This is a genomic window from Blautia sp. OF09-25XD, from assembly GCF_003482095.1.
Classification (GTDB): domain Bacteria; phylum Bacillota; class Clostridia; order Lachnospirales; family Lachnospiraceae; genus Fusicatenibacter; species Fusicatenibacter saccharivorans.
In genome coordinates, this window is the sequence record NZ_QUMG01000020.1 from 42,800 (window position 1) to 60,585 (window position 17,786).

The 17,786-nt window shown below is 42.3% G+C and carries 8 protein-coding genes, 3 pseudogenes and 1 riboswitch; of the genes and pseudogenes, 10 read left to right on the top strand and 1 reads right to left on the bottom strand.

The genetic code is table 11. The annotated features are described in order from the left end of the window. Window positions 1-41: 41 nt before the first annotated feature. Window positions 42-2,465 (top strand): glycoside hydrolase family 3 protein, encoded by a 2,424-nt coding sequence (locus DXA93_RS14770; protein WP_118641139.1) that lies wholly within the window; start codon window positions 42-44, stop codon window positions 2,463-2,465. Then, on the top strand, window positions 2,466-4,880 hold the full coding sequence (locus tag DXA93_RS14775) for a glycoside hydrolase family 3 N-terminal domain-containing protein (protein ID WP_117510211.1): 2,415 nt from the start codon (window positions 2,466-2,468) through the stop codon (window positions 4,878-4,880). A 23-nt stretch (window positions 4,881-4,903) separates the two neighbouring features. Here DXA93_RS14775 and DXA93_RS21015 read toward each other — a convergent pair whose 3' ends face one another. Next, window positions 4,904-5,110: a helix-turn-helix domain-containing protein gene (locus DXA93_RS21015; RefSeq protein ID WP_118594530.1), complete on the bottom strand. Its 207-nt coding sequence runs from the start codon at window positions 5,108-5,110 to the stop codon at window positions 4,904-4,906. 446 nt (window positions 5,111-5,556) lie between these two features. After that, a riboswitch (cyclic di-GMP riboswitch) is annotated at window positions 5,557-5,632 on the top strand. Window positions 5,633-5,731: 99 nt separating this feature from the next. Here DXA93_RS21015 and DXA93_RS18660 point away from each other — a divergent pair. From DXA93_RS18660 to DXA93_RS14815, 8 genes and pseudogenes are all read left to right on the top strand, one after another. Then, entirely contained in the window at window positions 5,732-6,400 is a 669-nt protein-coding gene (locus tag DXA93_RS18660; protein WP_243038287.1) for an extracellular solute-binding protein, read from the top strand. 242 nt (window positions 6,401-6,642) lie between these two features. Further along, window positions 6,643-7,575, top strand: coding sequence for a 5'-nucleotidase C-terminal domain-containing protein (locus DXA93_RS18665; protein WP_243109231.1), 933 nt, complete (start codon window positions 6,643-6,645; stop codon window positions 7,573-7,575). Between the two features lie 146 nt (window positions 7,576-7,721). Beyond that, entirely contained in the window at window positions 7,722-9,920 is a 2,199-nt protein-coding gene (locus DXA93_RS14795) for an ATP-binding protein (RefSeq protein ID WP_119208628.1), read from the top strand. A 13-nt stretch (window positions 9,921-9,933) separates the two neighbouring features. Continuing rightward, window positions 9,934-10,748 (top strand): annotated as a pseudogene (locus tag DXA93_RS14800) (substrate-binding periplasmic protein). Beyond that, window positions 10,732-12,893, top strand: a pseudogene (locus DXA93_RS14805) (ATP-binding protein). Before DXA93_RS14800 ends, DXA93_RS14805 begins: the two co-directional pseudogenes overlap by 17 nt. A gap of 55 nt (window positions 12,894-12,948) precedes the next feature. Further along, window positions 12,949-13,269, top strand: a complete 321-nt coding sequence (locus DXA93_RS18670; protein WP_243038290.1) for a hypothetical protein — start codon at window positions 12,949-12,951, stop codon at window positions 13,267-13,269. After that, entirely contained in the window at window positions 13,269-14,798 is a 1,530-nt protein-coding gene (locus tag DXA93_RS14810; RefSeq protein WP_243109232.1) for an extracellular solute-binding protein, read from the top strand. Before DXA93_RS18670 ends, DXA93_RS14810 begins: the two co-directional genes overlap by 1 nt. A 5-nt stretch (window positions 14,799-14,803) precedes the next feature. After that, a pseudogene (locus DXA93_RS14815) lies at window positions 14,804-17,754 on the top strand (ATP-binding response regulator). Window positions 17,755-17,786: the final 32 nt, after the last annotated feature.

Genomic DNA, 17,786 nt, shown 5'->3' on the forward strand with positions numbered 1-17,786 from the left:
GGCTTGTTTAGGAAGACATCAGCAGAAAGAAAGGAAAAGAGATGAAAAAAAGTATTTTTCAGGAACTTGTGGAAGAATCAATTGTTCTTTTGAAAAATGAAGAGCAGATCTTGCCATTAAAAGAAAAAAAGGTGGCTTTTTTGGGACGGGCACAGATAGAAACCATTTTTTCGGGAAACGGTTCGGGAGCATCCAAATCCCTTGCAAACAAGAATCTCTTATGTGAATGTGAAAAAAGAGGAATCTGTGCAGAAGCAGGGTTAAAACAATTTTACACCAGCCATCAAAAAAACGAATCGGAAAAGTTTGTGATTGACGGTATTGATATCACAAATGTAGAAAATATGAACTGTGGTTTTATGTATGAGATCTTTGGAAAATATCAGCCGATGTGGACAGAGTATCACATTCCGGAGCAGCTGATGCAGAAAGCCAGGGAGTTTACCGATACCGCTGTTTTTGTGCTGGGAAGGAATTCCGGTGGGGAAGAATGTGACAGGCACATCAAAGGTGATTATGAACTTACCGAATCCGAAAAAGAACTGCTGGAACAGGTGTGCTGTGTTTTTCCACATGTGATCGTTGTACTGAATATTAATGGAATGATCGATATGCAGTGGGTGAACGCCTATTCCGCAATTAAGGCCGTGGTGTTTCTGGGAATTCCGGGCGAAGAAGGCTGCGGAGCATTAGCTGATATTCTGACGGGGGCTGTGAATCCATCTGGCAAATTAAGTTTTTCCATGGCAGAGTCTTTCAAAGACTACCCGACAGCAGAAAATTTCACCTGGAATAAAGAACAGGAAGATGAAATTTTAACTTACGAAAATTATGGACTGGATGCAAAGGCAAATGGAAGTACAGGATATACGAAAAGCCCGGTAACGGTGTATCAGGAAGACATTTATCTGGGGTATCGCTATTTTGATACTTTTCGGAAACAGGTATTGTACCCCTTTGGATATGGAATGTCTTACACATCGTTTACGATTCTTCCGAAAGAGATGAAACAGGAAAAAGAAGAGGTGGAATTTATTACGGAGGTAACAAATTCCGGAAATTATGCAGGAAAAGAAACGATACAGCTTTATTTGTCCTGCTCTGGTACAGAGTCGGAAAAACCGGAAAAAGAATTAAAAGGCTTTGCAAAAACGAGACTTCTTGCTCCGGGGGAGAAACAGAATATTTCGATCCGAATATCCATGCAGGATCTGGCAGGATATGTTGAGACATCTGCATCATATATCCTGGAAAAGGGAAAATATCAGTTTTTTATCGGAAATTCATCCCGTGAGACAATTTTTGCAGGAGAAATCCAGATAAGAGAAGATTACGTAATTAAAAAATGTGTGAATCGTCTTTGCGTGCAAAACTGCAATGTAGAGCATTTGCAGGTACTATCTGCAAGAGAAGGACGAAAAAAGGTCCGAATGCATGAAAAGAAAAAAGAAGAGACCGATGGTTTAAAAGAGCAGGAAAGATATGATCTTTTACGGGATGAAATGGAACAAGTAAAAAATTTCAGTATCGAACAGCTGGCTGCATTGTGTGTGGGGTATGGACCTGGAATTCCATTTGCAGCGTTCAGCAAACAGGAACAGCCGGAAACTATATTGGATGGTCAGGGAAATCCACTGACCAAAAACGATCATCCAGTCGGAGCAAAAGGATATGTCTCCCCGGCTATGCCAGAAAAAGGTATTCATTCCATTTTTTATAAAGATGGACCGGCAGGTGTGGGAACGGGGGCCTGGCCAACGGCTATGCTGATTTCCTGCGCATTCAATAAAGAACTGTGGGAAGCGTTTGGAAATGCGGTTGGCGCAGAGTGCGAAAAGAAAGCGGTTGACGTATGGCTGGCACCAGCAGTCAATCTGCACCGGAATCCGCTTTGCGGGCGAAATTTTGAATATTTTTCGGAGGATCCTTATCTGACCGGAATCTGTGCGGTCCAGATTACAAAGGGCGTTCAGGAAAATCATCCTGTCCGCGTCTGCCCCAAACATTTTGCCGTGAATGAACAGGAAACGTATCGAAGAGGAAGTGCGAAGAAGCGGTACGATGCGGTAGATTCCATCCTTACGGAACGTGCATTGCGGGAACTTTATCTGAAACCTTTTGAAATGTTGGTTCGAGATGCCGGAGTATCCTTTATTATGACATCGTTTAATAAAATTAATGGGGTTCTTGCAGCTGGAAATCGAGATTTGTGTACGCATATTTTACGGGAAGAATGGAACTTTGATGGTGTTGTCGTTACTGACTGGGGCGATATGGATATTGTCGCAGATGGCGGCGATGCTGTGGCAGCGGGAAATGATATTGTGATGCCGGGTGGCCCGCCGGTGATCCGGCAGATTTTGCAGGCCTATCAGGAGAGACGGATTACCAGAAAAGATCTGGAAAGGAGTGTTGCAAGATTGTTACATGTTCTGAAGTTATTTGAGAAAGGGGAGCGTATTTAAATGAAATCATATAGGGATCATACACTGGGTGCCAAAGAAAGAGCCTCTCTTCTGCTCAAAGAAATGAGCCTTGATGAAAAGATGGCACAGATTAACTGTGTTTTTCCTTTTGATCAGGATGCCTATAACTTTGAAAAAATTCAGCAGGAGACAAAATACGGAATGGGAGAAGTAAGCACGCTGGAAATGCGCAGGATGGAGACACTTGATGAAGTGGCTGCATGGCAGAGAAAAGTGCAGAAGATTGTGATGGAAAACAGTGCCCATCGAATACCGGCAATCTTTCATATGGAAGGATTGTGCGGGGCCTTCATTCAGGACTCCACCAGTTTTCCGTCTGGGATTGGCAGGGGAGCAAGCTTTGATCCCAAGCTGGAAGAACAGATTGCAGAAATTGTGAGCAGACAGGAAACGGCCTGTGGTATTACCCATATACTGGCACCGGTTCTGGATGTGGCAAGAGATCCGCGTATGGGCCGTTTTGGAGAAAGTTATGGAGAAGATGCTTCCCTTGTAAGTGCGATGGGGGCAGCGTATACGAAAGGAATACAAAAGAATACAGTTGCTTCAAGAAAAGCAGAAAGTGTGGCAAAACATTTTGTGGCTTTTCATAATTCGCAGGGTGGAATTCATGGAACACACAGCGAAACGCCGACGCGACTTTTAGAAGAAGTGTTTGCAAAACCTTTCCAGGCAGCAATCACAGAGTCAGATCTGAAAGGTATTATGCCTTGTTATTGCGCTGTGAATGGAGAAGATGTATCTGCTTCTCATAACATGCTTACGAAACTGCTTCGGGAAAAAATGGGATTTGACGGCATGTGCATCAGCGATTACGGTGCAGTGGGAAATGCGCATAGTGTACATCATATTGGAGAAACATTTGAAGAAGCCGGTGCGATGTGTCTTCATGCGGGAATGGATATCGAGATGCCGTCCTGTACTGGCTATAATGAGAAATTAAAAGAGATGTTTTCAAGTGGAAAACTGGATATCCATATTTTGGATACAGCGGTTTTGCGGGTTCTGGAGGGAAAATTCAGAATGGGCTTATTTGAAAATCCCTATGCGCTGGAAGGAAAAGAGCTTCATGCTCTTGTAATGCAGGAAGCAGACAGGAACACTTCCCTGCGGTCGGCCAGAGAATCCATGGTATTGCTGAAAAATGACGGCGTATTGCCGATTGCGGCAAAAGGGAAAAAAATCGCGGTGATCGGACCGCATGCCGGGTATGCCAGAAAAATGTTTGGTGGATACACACATATGTGTATGATGGAGTCTACCTATGCGATTGCCAATTCTATTGCAGGTGTAAGCGGAGTTGTACAGGCAGATGCAGATGAGATTATTACGGTTCCGGGAACCAATATTCAGTCTGATGAGACAGAGCAGTTTGATCAGATCCTGAAAAGACAGAAACCGCAATGCAGAAATCTGTATGAAGAATTCCAAATCCGCTTTCCGGAAAGTGAGATTTTATATGCATATGGCTATCCGATTGCAGGAAACGACGAAAGTCATTTTGAAGAAGCGCTGCAGGCAGCAAAGCAGGCAGACATTGTGATACTGACGCTTGGCGGTAAGCACGGAACGTGTTCCATGGCATCAATGGGAGAAGGAATTGACAGTACTGATATTAACCTTCCAAAATGTCAGGATGCATTTATTCGCAAGGCTGCGCAGCTTGGAAAACCATTGGTTGGCGTTCACTTTGATGGAAGACCGATTTCCAGTGATGCTGCAGAGGAATATTTAGATGCTATTCTGGAAGCATGGAGTCCATCAGAAACAGGAGCAGAAGCAGTAGTTGATATTTTAACCGGAATATATAATCCGGGAGGAAAACTTCCGGTTACCGTTGCTTATGGAGTGGGACAGCTTCCGGTTTATTACAATCATCCATATGGTTCCTCCTGGGATCAGAGCGGCAGTATCGGTTTTGCCAATTATGTGAATATGCCGCACAGACCGAGATATTATTTTGGATACGGACTGTCGTATACAACATTTACATATTCGGATTTACATATCTCGATGGGAAATGAAAAGGCAGCAGATACGGTTCAGATCTCCTGCGCTGTTGAGAACACGGGAAGCTGTGAAGGAGATGAGGTTGTCCAGCTTTATTTACGAGATGAATATGCCAGCCTGACAAGACCAGTAAAAGAACTGGCAGGTTTTAAGCGCATTCACCTGCGAAAGGGCGAAAAGAAAACGGTATGCTTTGAGGTGAAAACGGATCAAATGGCTTTTCTGGACATTGATATGCACTGGAAAGTGGAAAAAGGACGATATGCAGTAGAGGTCGGAAGTTCTTCAGAAGATATTCGTTTAAGAGGAAGCTACTGTGTGAAAGAAAATAAATGGGTTGCGGGAAGAAATAGAGCGTTTTGGGCAAGTGCCGCAGCGAAATAAAAAGAACAGAACCGGATGCCATTTTATACAAAGCGGCATTCGGTTCTGTTCTTGCGGTATTCCCGTGGGGAGCAGTTCATTTTTTCACGGAAACATTTTCCGAAATAGGACTGCTGGCTGAAGCCGGTCTGCAGGACGATCTGTCTGATGGGAAGTGTGGTTTCTGTTATCTCCGTGATTTGTTTTCTATGTTTTGGCAATATCTTAATAATTTCTGCAGATATTTTCATATTATTTTTTCGATATAATAAGTATACTTGCTGTAAAAAGGATTGTAAAGGTAGTCTAAATGGACAATAATAGTTTATCACATACAACGTGGAATTGTAAGTACCATATGAACCAGAGCAGGAAAACCTGCCGTCGCTGATCACACTTGAAAAAATATGTGTAGCTTTGGGCGTGACATTATCGCAGTTTTTTCGAGAAGATAATTCAGAGAATCTGACAGAAAAACAGAAAGAAGTTCTAGGGATATGGAATGATCTGAGTACAAATGAGCAGGAAACAGTAATGTCAATGCTGCGTGGACTTCGGAAGTAAGAGAACAGTTCGAGTATATGTATCGGCTGTTCTTTTTTTGTTTTTGAACGTTAAAATGTTAATTTTTTTCTTGTGTATAGTAGAACACTAAAGTATAATAAAATCAGTTTTTTACATAAGATTAAAGCTATAATAAGGAAATTGGCAAACCAGATGAAAGTCTGGGACGCAAAGCTACAGGGCCTTTAAAATGGCAGCCAGTTGCATAAAATGAGGTGCACTGTCTGTCTGACGGTGCTTTTTTACGGTGTTATTTCATAGACGTAACAATAATGATTTTATCAGGAAAGAATGAGGAAAATAAAAGTATGAAAAAGGCAAAACGTTGTCTGATAGCAGTGGTGTCAGGTGTACTTGTAGCATCTGCTGTCTTGTCTGGATGTGGACAGTCAAAGAAAGAAGTATCTATAAATGATGATCATCTTACCGTTTATCTGTGGGAAAATCGTTTGATGAAAAATATTGCACCCTATATCCATGAACAGTTTCCAGATCAGGATATTGAATTTATTATAGGTAACAATGATACCGATTTATACAGTTATTTTAAAGAACATGATGAATTACCGGATATTATAACAGTACGTCGATTTTCTGGAACAGATGCACAGGACTTACAGCCTTATCTTATGGATTTTGCTTCTTATGATGTTGTTTCCAAGTATTATTCTTATGCGGTGCAATATTATAAGAATGCGGAGGATGAAATCCAGTGGCTGCCAATCTGTGGTATTCCGCAGACGATCATTGCCAACAAAACACTGTTTGATCAGTATGGCGTAAAGATTCCAGAAAATTATGAGGAATATGTACAGGCATGTCAGCAGTTTTATGATAATGGCATAAAACCGTATTCCATGGATCTTGGTGAAGACTGGTCTAATAATGAAATCATCCAGGCTGCAGCAATCGGTGAGTTTACAAGCTGGATGGTATTGAATGGCGAAACGGTGCAGAGACTGCAGCGGATGAAGTAAAGTTTGATGATGTATTATGGAAACGTATTTTTTCAGAAACCAGTCAGTTTCTTAAGGACTCGCATTTTGGTAAAGAAGATATCAATATTGATATCAATACAGGAACCCAGATGTTTGTCGAAGGAAAATCAGCAATGTTTCATGGACATCCGACGGTTATGCAGCAGCTGCAGAAACAGATGGATGCGGAGCTGATCCGTATTCCTTACTTTTCACAGACATCGGATGAATCCTATGTGTACATGACTCCGTCCTTAAACATTGCATTTAACAAAAACCTGGAAAAAGACCGGGAGAAACTGGATACTGCGCTGGATGTGCTGGATTGTATGATTTCAGAAGAGGGGCAAAAGCTGATTGCGGATGGAAGCGGTGTTATTTCATTGAATACAGATGTTCCAACCATGATGCAGGATGTGCCTGGACTGGAAGAGGAAATTAATAATAATGCTGTTTATATCCGATATTCCGCCCAAAAATCATTTGATGCAAGTCTTGAGGCTGTTCACGGATTACTGTCAGGGGAAATGGATGAAATACAGGCTTATGATACTTTTCGCAGTGTAATGAATCGTAAAGATCCAGAAGAAAAAGCAACGGTGAATTTTGAAAATGAATATTCCATTTCACTGAACGATAGAAATGGCCGTGATGCAGCATCTTCCATTTTAACTACGATCAGAGAAGAAAATGATGCACAGCTGGCTCTGGCACCATATTATTATTTCACTTCTTCTATGTACAAAGGAGAATGCACCAGCAGCCGGGTTGGCATGATGACAGCGAAGAGTTCAGATACACCATTATATGTTGCAAAAATCAATGGTAAACAGGTTTATGAACTCGTGGAAAATTATCTTGCTGATGCTGATGAGAATTTTTACGTAACCAATAAATACGAATTACCAATTGCATCCGGTATGAAAATGATCGTCAATCAAGAGGAAAGTGGATTTTCGTTAAAGGACTTAACAGTTAATGATAAGAAAATAGACAAAGAAAAGGAATACTCGATTCTTCTTACAGACACCACAATGTCTGTTTTGAAAAAAATAAATCTGAAATGTGAGATTGAGCAGCTTAAAGATACAACATTATCAAGTGCATGGACCGAAGCAATGTCAAATGGACAGCAGCCGTCAGCACCGGAAGACTATATAGAGGTTGAACAGTAAAAGTGGAGATAGAACAAAAGGTAAACAAAAGAAAAAAAATAACAAGGCTGTTGCTTATACTACTTATGATTCTTTTAAGCTTAGTTTGTATCAAGTATCTTATAAGTAAGTCTAATAAGTATATCAGCGAAAATGGAAAAAGCAGTATGGGAGCTGTTGTTGAACAGATACAGCAGACCTATGATCTTCAGGTGAGTGGATACTACAGCCAGCTGCAGTTGGTTGAGGAATTCTTACTTCATGAGAGGGAACTGTCTCTTGAAACGGATACGAACAAAAATTTCTTTGAAGCATGGGAAAAAGAATCGGAAAGTACTCTTATATTCCTTCAGGAAAATGGTCAGGCAATATCAGCAGGTGGAACAAAAATGCGGATTGATATGCCAAGTAAACTTCTGCTGGACTTAAAGAACGGATACAATATTGGAAAACTGGTGCGTCTTGATTATGATCAGAAGAAAAAAGACGGTTATCTGGTTGCGATTCCATGTCAGGAATACACGATCAATGGAGAAACTTATACGGCAATTGGAACTGTGTATGATCATTCGAAACTGGATTCCATGTTAAAATTGAAAGGTTATCATGGAAAAGCATATTTGTTCATGCTGGATCATGACGGAAATATTACGTATACGAACCAGAGTGGAGATAAATACCTGCGTAATTATTCTTTGTTAAAACATTTAAAAGGGGAACAGGCTATTACAGAAGAAGAGGCTGATTTGTTCAAAAAGAAGTTTGATAACAGAGAATCCGGAGTTGCACTTTTGGGAAAACAGAACCCCTATTATCTGGGGTATTGCCCGATAGAAAGCAACAACACCATTTTGGTGTGCATTGTGGCCAAGGGAGTTGTGGACAATGTGCTGATGGATTACCAGAAAACGGTGTTGTTTACAACAATACTCATGGCAGGTTTTATACTTTTACTTTTTGCCGGATTATTCTACAGTATTTCCAGACTTAGTCTTGCAGATCAAAAAGCAGAATATGAAAAAAGAAATAATGAACTTCATTTACAAACAATGAAGGAAATGGAAGTAGTCAATCAAAAACTGAAAAAGGCAAAGAACGTTGCAACAGAGGCTTTACAGACAGCTGAAAATGCAAATAAGGCGAAAACGGATTTCCTGTCTAATATGTCACATGATATTCGCACACCTATGAATGCAATCATTGGTATCACATCTTTGATCAGACATGAAGCAGGTAATAAAGCAAAAGTTATAGAGTATGCAGATAAAATAGATATTTCATCGCAGCATCTGTTGGGAATTATCAATGACGTTCTGGATATGAGCAAGATTGAGGCGGGAAAAACAGTATTCAAGTATTCTGACTTTTCTATTCTGGATCTTGTACAGGAACTTGACACTATATTTCATACTCAAATATATGAAAAGCAGCAGACCCTTACAATCATAAAAGAAAATATTCAACATGAGTGGGTGAATGGGGATCAGGTTCACCTGATACAGATTTTCAGCAACCTGCTTTCCAATGCAGTGAAGTATACCCAGGAAGGTGGGGAAATTCAGTTCTTTGTAGAAGAATGTGAGACAAAGTCATCTGTCTATGCAAAGTACCGTTTCTTAGTTAGCGATAATGGTATGGGAATGTCGGCAGATTTCAAGGATACAATTTTTGATGCGTTTACCCGTGCGGAAAGTTCCCTTACAAATAAAATACAGGGAACCGGACTTGGAATGGCGATTACTAAGAATCTGGTTGAGGCAATGGGAGGTACCATTGATGTGGAGAGTGAATTGGGACAGGGAAGCTGTTTTGAGGTTCTCATGGATCTGAAAATTGCAGAGGATAGAACAGTTGCTCTGGTGACACAAGAAGAAACAGATGAGCAGGATGGTAATATCCTGCAGGGAATGAAATTCCTGTGTGCAGAGGATAATGAGTTGAACGCAGAGATCCTGACGGAACTGTTAAAGATAGCAGGTGCGGAATGTACCATCTGTGAAAATGGTGAAGAGATTTTGAAGGCATTTGAGCAGTCTGCTCCAGGTGATTATGACATGATCCTGATGGATGTGCAGATGCCTGTTATGAATGGCTATGAGGCGACGAGGGCAATCCGCAGAAGTTCCCATGAACTGGCAAAGACGATACCGATCATTGCCATGACTGCCAATGCATTCTCAGAGGACATTCAGCATTCTCTGGCAGCCGGTATGAATGCACATGTTTCAAAACCGGTTGAGATGAAGGTACTGGAAAAGACGATTAGAAGCATAAAATCCGGCGGGGGGGGGGTACCGAACCGCAGGTCACGGAACAGTGACAAATGGAAAGTAACCGGACATAAAAGAATCGAAAAGGATAGTTAGGGATAGATAGAAAATGAAAGGAAAAAGAGTGATTGCAGGCATTCTGCTTGCAGGGATTTTAGCAGTCACCCTGGCGGGGTGTAAAAACACAGATAACACGAAAGAAAAAACCGAAAAGCCTGTTATTACCCTCGGCAGCGACAGCTATCCACCATACAATTATCTGAATGAGGATGGTGTACCGACGGGAATCGATGTAGAACTGGCTGCGGAAGCTTTCAAAAGAATGGGATATCAGGTGGAGGTTGTCCAGATCAACTGGGAGAAGAAAAAAGAACTGGTGGAGAGCGGAGAGATTGACTGTATCATGGGCTGCTTTTCCATGGAAGGACGCCTTGACGATTACCGCTGGGCGGGACCATATATAGCAAGCCGGCAGGTGGTCGCTGTAAATGAGAATAGTGATATCTATAAACTGAGTGACCTGGAGGGAAAGAACCTGGCTGTTCAGTCCACGACCAAACCGGAAGGTATCTTTCTGAACCGGACGGATGAGAGAATCCCAAAGCTGGGCAATCTGATCAGCCTGGGACACAGGGAGCTGATCTATACATTTCTGGGAAAAGGATATGTAGATGCAGTCGCTGCGCATGAGGAATCTGTTGTCCAGTATATGAAGGATTATGACGTAAGCTTTCGAATCCTGGAAGAACCTTTGATGATCACCGGGATAGGTGTTGCTTTTGCAAAGATGATGACAGAGGAATCTGTGAGCAGATGAGCCAGACTCTGGAAGAAATGCGGCAGGATGGCACATCCCTGAAAATTATTGAAAAATATCTGGATGATCCCCAGAAGTATCTGGAGGTGGATGATCTTGGATATTAAGAGAATGAAAAGAGAAAAACGAATCCAGCTGATCGGTGGTCTGATTGGAATCTGTGTGGCAGCAGTCTCTCTGTTTTATTTCTTTCATGCGGAGAAAGCGGAAGCAGAGAAAAGAATGGTAGAGATTGTAAATTATGTCAAAGTGCAGTGTTCCACCTACACCCATTATAATGAATCTTCGGAATCCAAAAGTCTTCTCCGTGCCATTGAAAGTGCCAGACAGATGAGTACGAATATCGATATGGAAATAGAAAACGGCGGTCAGCTAAGCGGGATTTCCTGAAGGAAAACCTGCAGACTCTATGGGTGGATGGTATCATTGTACTGGATGCAGAAGGAAAGACGGACTGTGAATACAGCATGGATGAGTCTCTGGCTAATGAGATTACGGAGTATCTGCAAAAAGAAATTATCATGGATTTTGCCGGATATGAAGAAAGAAGCTATTCGGAACGGTTTACCAGGGAAGATGGATCCTTTATTGACATTGCAGCCTGCGCCAGAAAAGATGCACCGGGTATCGTTGCAATCTATTATTACACATCTCCTGAATTTGCCAGAAACTATACGCTGACGATACAGGGGCTTTTAAATGGTTATAGTATCCAGAAAGATGGAACGATTATCGTTGCAGACGACGGAATCGTTGTTGCCAGCAATAATGAGAGCCTGTTGGGACAGAATACAGCCGACAACGAAGTTGTTCAGGCAATGAAAAAGCATACAGACAGTCAGCATATCTATCATTTTAGGAAGGAAGGAATTGGATGTTATGGAATCATGCTGAAACAGCGTGATTATTATATCTACGCATATCTTCCGGATACGGAAGTGTTTTGTAATCTTCCATTAAGTGTTATAGGTGTTATTTTTCTTTATTTTCTGATGTCCGGCATATTCTGGTTCTGGACATACAGAACCAATCTGGCGTACCGGAAACAAGAATTTGAAAAAGATGAAAAATATAAAGCAGAACTTCTGACAGCAGCAAAAAAGGCAGAAGCCGCCAATGAGGCAAAAACAGAATTCCTTCATCGTATGAGCCACGATATCAGGACTCCGATTAATGGAATCTACGGTTTGATCAATATGGCAGACCATTATGCAGATGATATGGAGAAGCAGAAGGAATACAGAACAAAGGTTAAAGCGGCATCCAATCTGTTGCTGGAACTGGTAAATGATGTTCTGGACATGAGTAAGCTGGAGTCGGGTGAAGTTGTTCTGGAAGAGAGTCCATTTAATCTGAGCAAAATCTCTGAGGAAGTGCTTGTTGTAATTGAACAGATTGCTGCAGAACAGAATATCCGGATTGTATGGGAGAAAAAAGAAATCATACACCGTGATCTTATTGGAAGTCCGGGGTATGTAAAACGTGTGATGATGAATATCCTGTCCAATGCAGTGAAATATAACAGAGAAAATGGATATATTTATCTTAGCTGCATGGAAATCCCATCCGAACAGCCAGGAATGACGACAATGGAATTTATCTGCCGGGATACAGGAATCGGAATGACTGAGGAGTTCCAGAAACATATTTTTGAACCATTTGCACAGGAATATACGGGAAGCCGCACAAAGTTTGTCGGAACCGGACTGGGAATGGCCATTGCAAGGAAGCTGGTCGAGAAAATGGGTGGAACCATTACTTTTGAAAGTGAAAAAGGCGTAGGGACGACATTTGTGATCCGGGTTCCATTTAAAATAGATCCGGATGCGGATAAACGTGAAGAACAGAAGGATGTATCCGAAAAATCTATAAAGGGATTGCATATTCTTCTGGCGGAAGATAATGAGCTGAATATGGAAATCGCTGAATTTATGCTTCAGAATGAGGGCGCGGACGTGACCAAAGCATGGAATGGGCAGGAAGCGGTTGAGCTGTTCAGAAAAAGTGAACCCGGTGAATTTGATGTCATTCTTATGGACATTATGATGCCGGTAATGAATGGTTATGAAGCCACAAAGATGATCAGGTCTCTGGACAGAGAGGAAGCAAAGGAGGTACCGATCATTGCAATGACAGCAAATGCCTTCACGGAGGACAGAATAAGAGCAAAAGAAGCAGGAATGGATGAACATGTTGCTAAGCCTGTTGATGTGGAATTACTGATAAAAGTAATTCATAAATTGGTGGGGTGATGAAAAATTAGGAATTGCTGGATATATTGACAGGGCAAATGAAGGAGAACTTGTAATGAAAAAAATAAAATGGAACAGAGTTTTGGCTGTACTTTTGGCAATGGTGACAGCCGTATCACTACTGTCAGCATGTGGCAGTAAAAGTGCAGAGAAAGAAGATGCAGACACAATCACGGTGTACTTATGGAGCACAAGCCTGTATGAAAAATATGCACCATACATCCAGAAACAGCTCCCGGATATCAATGTTGAATTTGTTGTAGGCAACAACGATCTTGATTTCTACAGATTTCTGAATGAAAATGGTGGATTGCCGGATATTATAACCTGCTGTCGCTTTTCACTTCATGATGCAAGTTCCTTGAAAGACAGCTGATGGATCTTTCCACAACCAATGCGTCAGGCGCTGTCTATGATACATACCTTAGCAATTTTATGAACGAGGATGGAAGCGTAAACTGGCTTCCGGTGTGTGCAGATGCCCATGGCTTTGTAGTGAACAAGGATCTTTTTGAAAAATATGATATCCCGTTGCCAACAGACTATGAAAGCTTTGTCTCTGCCTGCCAGGCATTTGACAAAGTGGGAATCCGTGGGTTTACTGCAGACTATTATTATGATTACACCTGTATGGAAACACTGCAGGGATTGTCTGCTTCAGAGCTGTCTTCTGTAGACGGACGCAAGTGGCGCACCACCTACAGTGACCCGGATAATACAAATCGAGAAGGTCTGGATAGTACCGTCTGGCCGCAGGCTTTTGAACGTATGGAACAGTTTATCCAGGATACCGGTCTGAGTCAGGATGATCTGGATATGAATTATGATGACATAGTTGAAATGTATCAAAGTGGCAAGCTTGCCATGTACTTTGGCAGCTCTGCCGGTGTAAAAATGTTTCAGGATCAGGGCATCAACACAACGTTTCTTCCATTCTTTCAGGAGAACGGTGAAAAGTGGATTATGACTACGCCATATTTCCAGGTGGCTTTAAAACGAGATCTGACACAGGATGAGACACGTCGAAAGAAAGCAATGAAGGTGTTGGACACAATGCTTTCGGAGGATGCGCAGAACCGGATCATTAGTGATGGACAGGATCTGTTAAGCTACAGTCAGGATGTGGAACTCCATCTTACACAATATATGAAAGATGTGAAACCTGTGATAGAGGAAAACCATATGTATATCCGTATTGCGTCAAATGACTTTTTCTCTGTGTCCAAGGATGTGGTGTCTAAGATGATTTCAGGAGAATATGATGCAGGGCAGGCTTATCAGTCATTTAATGCCCAGCTCCTTGAGGAGAAATCCACTTCTGAGAAAATAGTATTGGATTCACAGAAGGCTTATTCCAGTCGTTTCCACAGCAGTGGAGGTAATGAAGCATATTCTGTTATGGCAAACACTCTGCGTGGCATTTATGGAACAGATGTGCTGATTGCAACCGGAAACAGCTTTACGGGAAACGTGCTGAAAGCCGGCTATACAGAAAAAATGGCGGGAGACATGATCATGCCAAATAGTCTTTCGGCTTACAGCAGCAAGATGAGCGGAGCAGAACTGAAAGAGACAGTCAAAAATTTTGTAGAAGGCTATGAGGGCGGATTTATTCCGTTTAACCGAGGCTCTCTGCCTGTGGTCAGCGGCATTTCCGTGGAAGTCAAAGAAACAGATGATGGTTACATATTGAGCAAAGTTACAAAAGATGGAAAAAAAGTTCAGGACGAGGATACTTTCACGGTAACCTGCCTTGCGATATCTAAACACATGGAAGCTTATCCGGCAGATGAGAATATTGTGTTTGATGGAGAAGATACCTTTGTGAAAGACACCTGGACAGGATATGTTTCAGATGGTGATGCCATTCTTGCAGAGCCTGAAGACTACATGACTCTGAGGTGAGAAGAATGGATATTAAGAATCATAATAAAGGCAGAAAGAAACCTGTCATGGGAAAACCATTCCAGATAGCTGTCTTTACAGCTGTTTTACTGGGAATTGTTCTGATGGTTTTCCGATATTTTGGATTTGTATCGAAAACTGTTTATGAGGAAAGTGTTTCTCATCTGACGGAAGTTTTTCATCAGTCTGATAACATGCTGAGAGAACTGACAGATAAGAATCTGACCTATCTTCATATGTGGGGTGAGAATCTGCAGAATACCTCCAGCGAAGACGAAATTCGTAATTATATAAAGAAAGCGCAGGAAGATGCCGGATTCTTAGATTTCTTTTTTCTGTCAGCTGACGGGGATTACAAGATGGCGACAGGGGAAACCGGGTACCTTGGATTACAGGAAAACATTGAAGAGGAGATCCGGCAGGGAAATGATGTGATAGCGAATGCAGCAGTTCCCGGAAAGTCTCAGCTGCTTGTTTTTGCTACTCCCAGGGCCCATGGAATTTATCAGGGATTTGAATATGATGCAATTGCCATTGCCTATGAAAACTCTGATATCGTAGATGTGCTGGACATTTCTGCTTTCAATGGAAATGCCCAGAGCTTTGTTGTTCATCCGGATGGCCGTGTTGTGGTCGATCATTCTTCTGAGTCATGGGGGAATGTGTACAATTTCTTTGGTGTTCTGAGAGAGCATTCCAATATGTCTGAAAAAGAGATCAATGAGCTTTCGGAGAAGTTTAAAGCGGGACGCACCGATGCGATGCTGGTAAATCTGGATGAAAGAAACTATTATCTGGTCTATGAAAAATCAGATATTCAGGACTGGGTATTTCTGGGACTTGTACAGGCGGATATTGTCAATGCCAGTATGAACAGTCTGCAGCGTAGTACAATGCTTCTTGTGGCTGCGGTTTTGTTCTGTATTGCCGCCTTTTTTATCGGCCTTATTATTCAAAAAAACAGGATAAGCCTTAGAAGAAAGGACACACAGATCCGGTACAGAGACGAGCTTTTTCAAAAGCTGTCAATGAATGTGGATGACGTTTTTCTGATGCTGGATGCAAAAACATATCAGGCAGACTATATAAGCCCAAATGCGGAAAAACTGCTTGGTATTACGGTAGAACAGATTCGCAAAGATATTCGTGTTCTGGGAAAACTGCATCCAGAGGAACATGAAAATCCGGAGGAAAATTATTTTGAGGAAATCCAGGTGAATGAACAAAGAGAATGGGATTTTGAATATGTTCATCAGAAAACAGGGGAAAAACGCGGGTTCCATAATATTGCAATGGGCAGTGAGGTAAATGGGAAAAAGAAATACATCCTGGTTATGTCAGACCGTACTGCTGACTGGAAAATGAATCAGGCACTTTCTGAGGCAGTCCGTGCGGCGGAGACAGCAAACAGGGCTAAGAGTACTTTCCTTTCCAATATGTCTCACGATATCCGGACACCAATGAATGCGATCATCGGCTTTACCACACTGGCTGTAAGTAATATTGATAATCAGAAAAAAGTCAGAGATTATCTGAGCAAAATCCTTTCCTCCAGTAAACATCTGCTTTCACTGATCAATGATATCCTGGATATGAGCCGGATTGAGAGTGGAAAGATCCATCTGGAAGAAACGGAGGTCAGTCTGTCGGATGTGCTTCATGATCTGAAGACCATCATTAGCGGGCAGATCCATGCGAAACAGCTGGAGCTTTATATGGATGCAATGGATGTTACCAATGAGGATGTCTATTGCGACAAGACACGTTTGAATCAGGTGCTGCTGAATCTGCTGTCCAATGCAATCAAGTTTACTCCTGCAGGCGGAACTGTATCTGTCCGGCTGAAACAGTATCCAGGGACAGTAAAAGGCAGTGAACTATACGAGATCCGGGTAAAGGATAATGGAATCGGCATGAGTCAGGAATTTGTACAGAAGATCTTTTCTCCTTTTGAGCGGGAGCGGACTTCCACTGTGAGCAGAACCCAGGGCACAGGACTTGGCATGGCCATCACCAAGAATATTGTGGATATGATGGGTGGTACCATTGAGGTCCGGACAGAGCAGGGGAAAGGCACAGAATTTATTGTCCGTCTGCCATTTCGGACTCAGCCTGAGAATCACCGTATAGAGAAGATTGCAGAGCTGGAGGGCCTTAAGGCTCTGGTTGTAGATGACGATTTTAATACCTGTGACAGTGTGACAAAGATGCTTGTGAAGGTTGGAATGCGTTCGGAATGGACACTTTCCGGTAAGGAGGCTGTTCTGCGTGCAAGGCAGTCTATGGAGCTTGGGGATGCATTCCATGCTTATATTATTGACTGGCGTCTGCCGGATATGAATGGCATTGAGGTCACCAGACAGATCCGCAGTCTTGGTGATGATACGCGATCATTATCCTGACTGCTTATGACTGGTCAGACATCGAAGTGGAAGCCAGGGCTGCAGGGGTGACTGCATTCTGTGCGAAGCCTCTTTTTATGTCAGATATCAGAGATACCCTGATGGCTGCTATCGGCCAGAATCAGGCTGAGCAGGAGAATCCCGTTCTTCCTGAGACAAGCTCAGATTTCAGAGGCAGGTGCATACTGCTTGTGGAAGACAATGAACTGAACCGTGAAATTGCGGTGGAGATCCTTAACGAATATGGCTTCATGGTTGATACTGCAGAAAATGGGGCAGAGGCAGTGGAGAAAGTTAAGAATTCGAAGCCATGTAATTATGATCTGGTGCTGATGGATGTGCAGATGCCGGTAATGAACGGATATGAGGCCACGAAGCAGATCCGTGCCCTTAGGGATCCGGCGCTGGCGGGAATTACCATCCTTGCCATGACTGCCAATGCTTTTGACGAAGACAAAAAGAAAGCACTGGAATGTGGTATGAATGGCTTCTTATCCAAGCCAATTGTTATAGAGGAATTGATCAGTACGTTACAAAACAATCTGGTAGATTAGTAAAAAAACTGCTAAGAAGTTCGGTTCACAAC

Excerpts from the sequence above, each read along its gene's own strand:
- DXA93_RS14770 (WP_118641139.1), top strand. The coding sequence starts at position 42 with ATGAAAAAAAGTATTTTTCAGGAACTTGTGGAAGAATCAATTGTTCTT.
- DXA93_RS14775 (WP_117510211.1), top strand. The coding sequence starts at position 2,466 with ATGAAATCATATAGGGATCATACACTGGGTGCCAAAGAAAGAGCCTCT.
- DXA93_RS21015 (WP_118594530.1), bottom strand. The coding sequence starts at position 5,110 with ATGAAAATATCTGCAGAAATTATTAAGATATTGCCAAAACATAGAAAA.
- DXA93_RS18660 (WP_243038287.1), top strand. The coding sequence starts at position 5,732 with ATGAAAAAGGCAAAACGTTGTCTGATAGCAGTGGTGTCAGGTGTACTT.
- DXA93_RS18665 (WP_243109231.1), top strand. The coding sequence starts at position 6,643 with ATGACTCCGTCCTTAAACATTGCATTTAACAAAAACCTGGAAAAAGAC.
- DXA93_RS14795 (WP_119208628.1), top strand. The coding sequence starts at position 7,722 with ATGGGAGCTGTTGTTGAACAGATACAGCAGACCTATGATCTTCAGGTG.
- DXA93_RS18670 (WP_243038290.1), top strand. The coding sequence starts at position 12,949 with ATGAAAAAAATAAAATGGAACAGAGTTTTGGCTGTACTTTTGGCAATG.
- DXA93_RS14810 (WP_243109232.1), top strand. The coding sequence starts at position 13,269 with ATGGATCTTTCCACAACCAATGCGTCAGGCGCTGTCTATGATACATAC.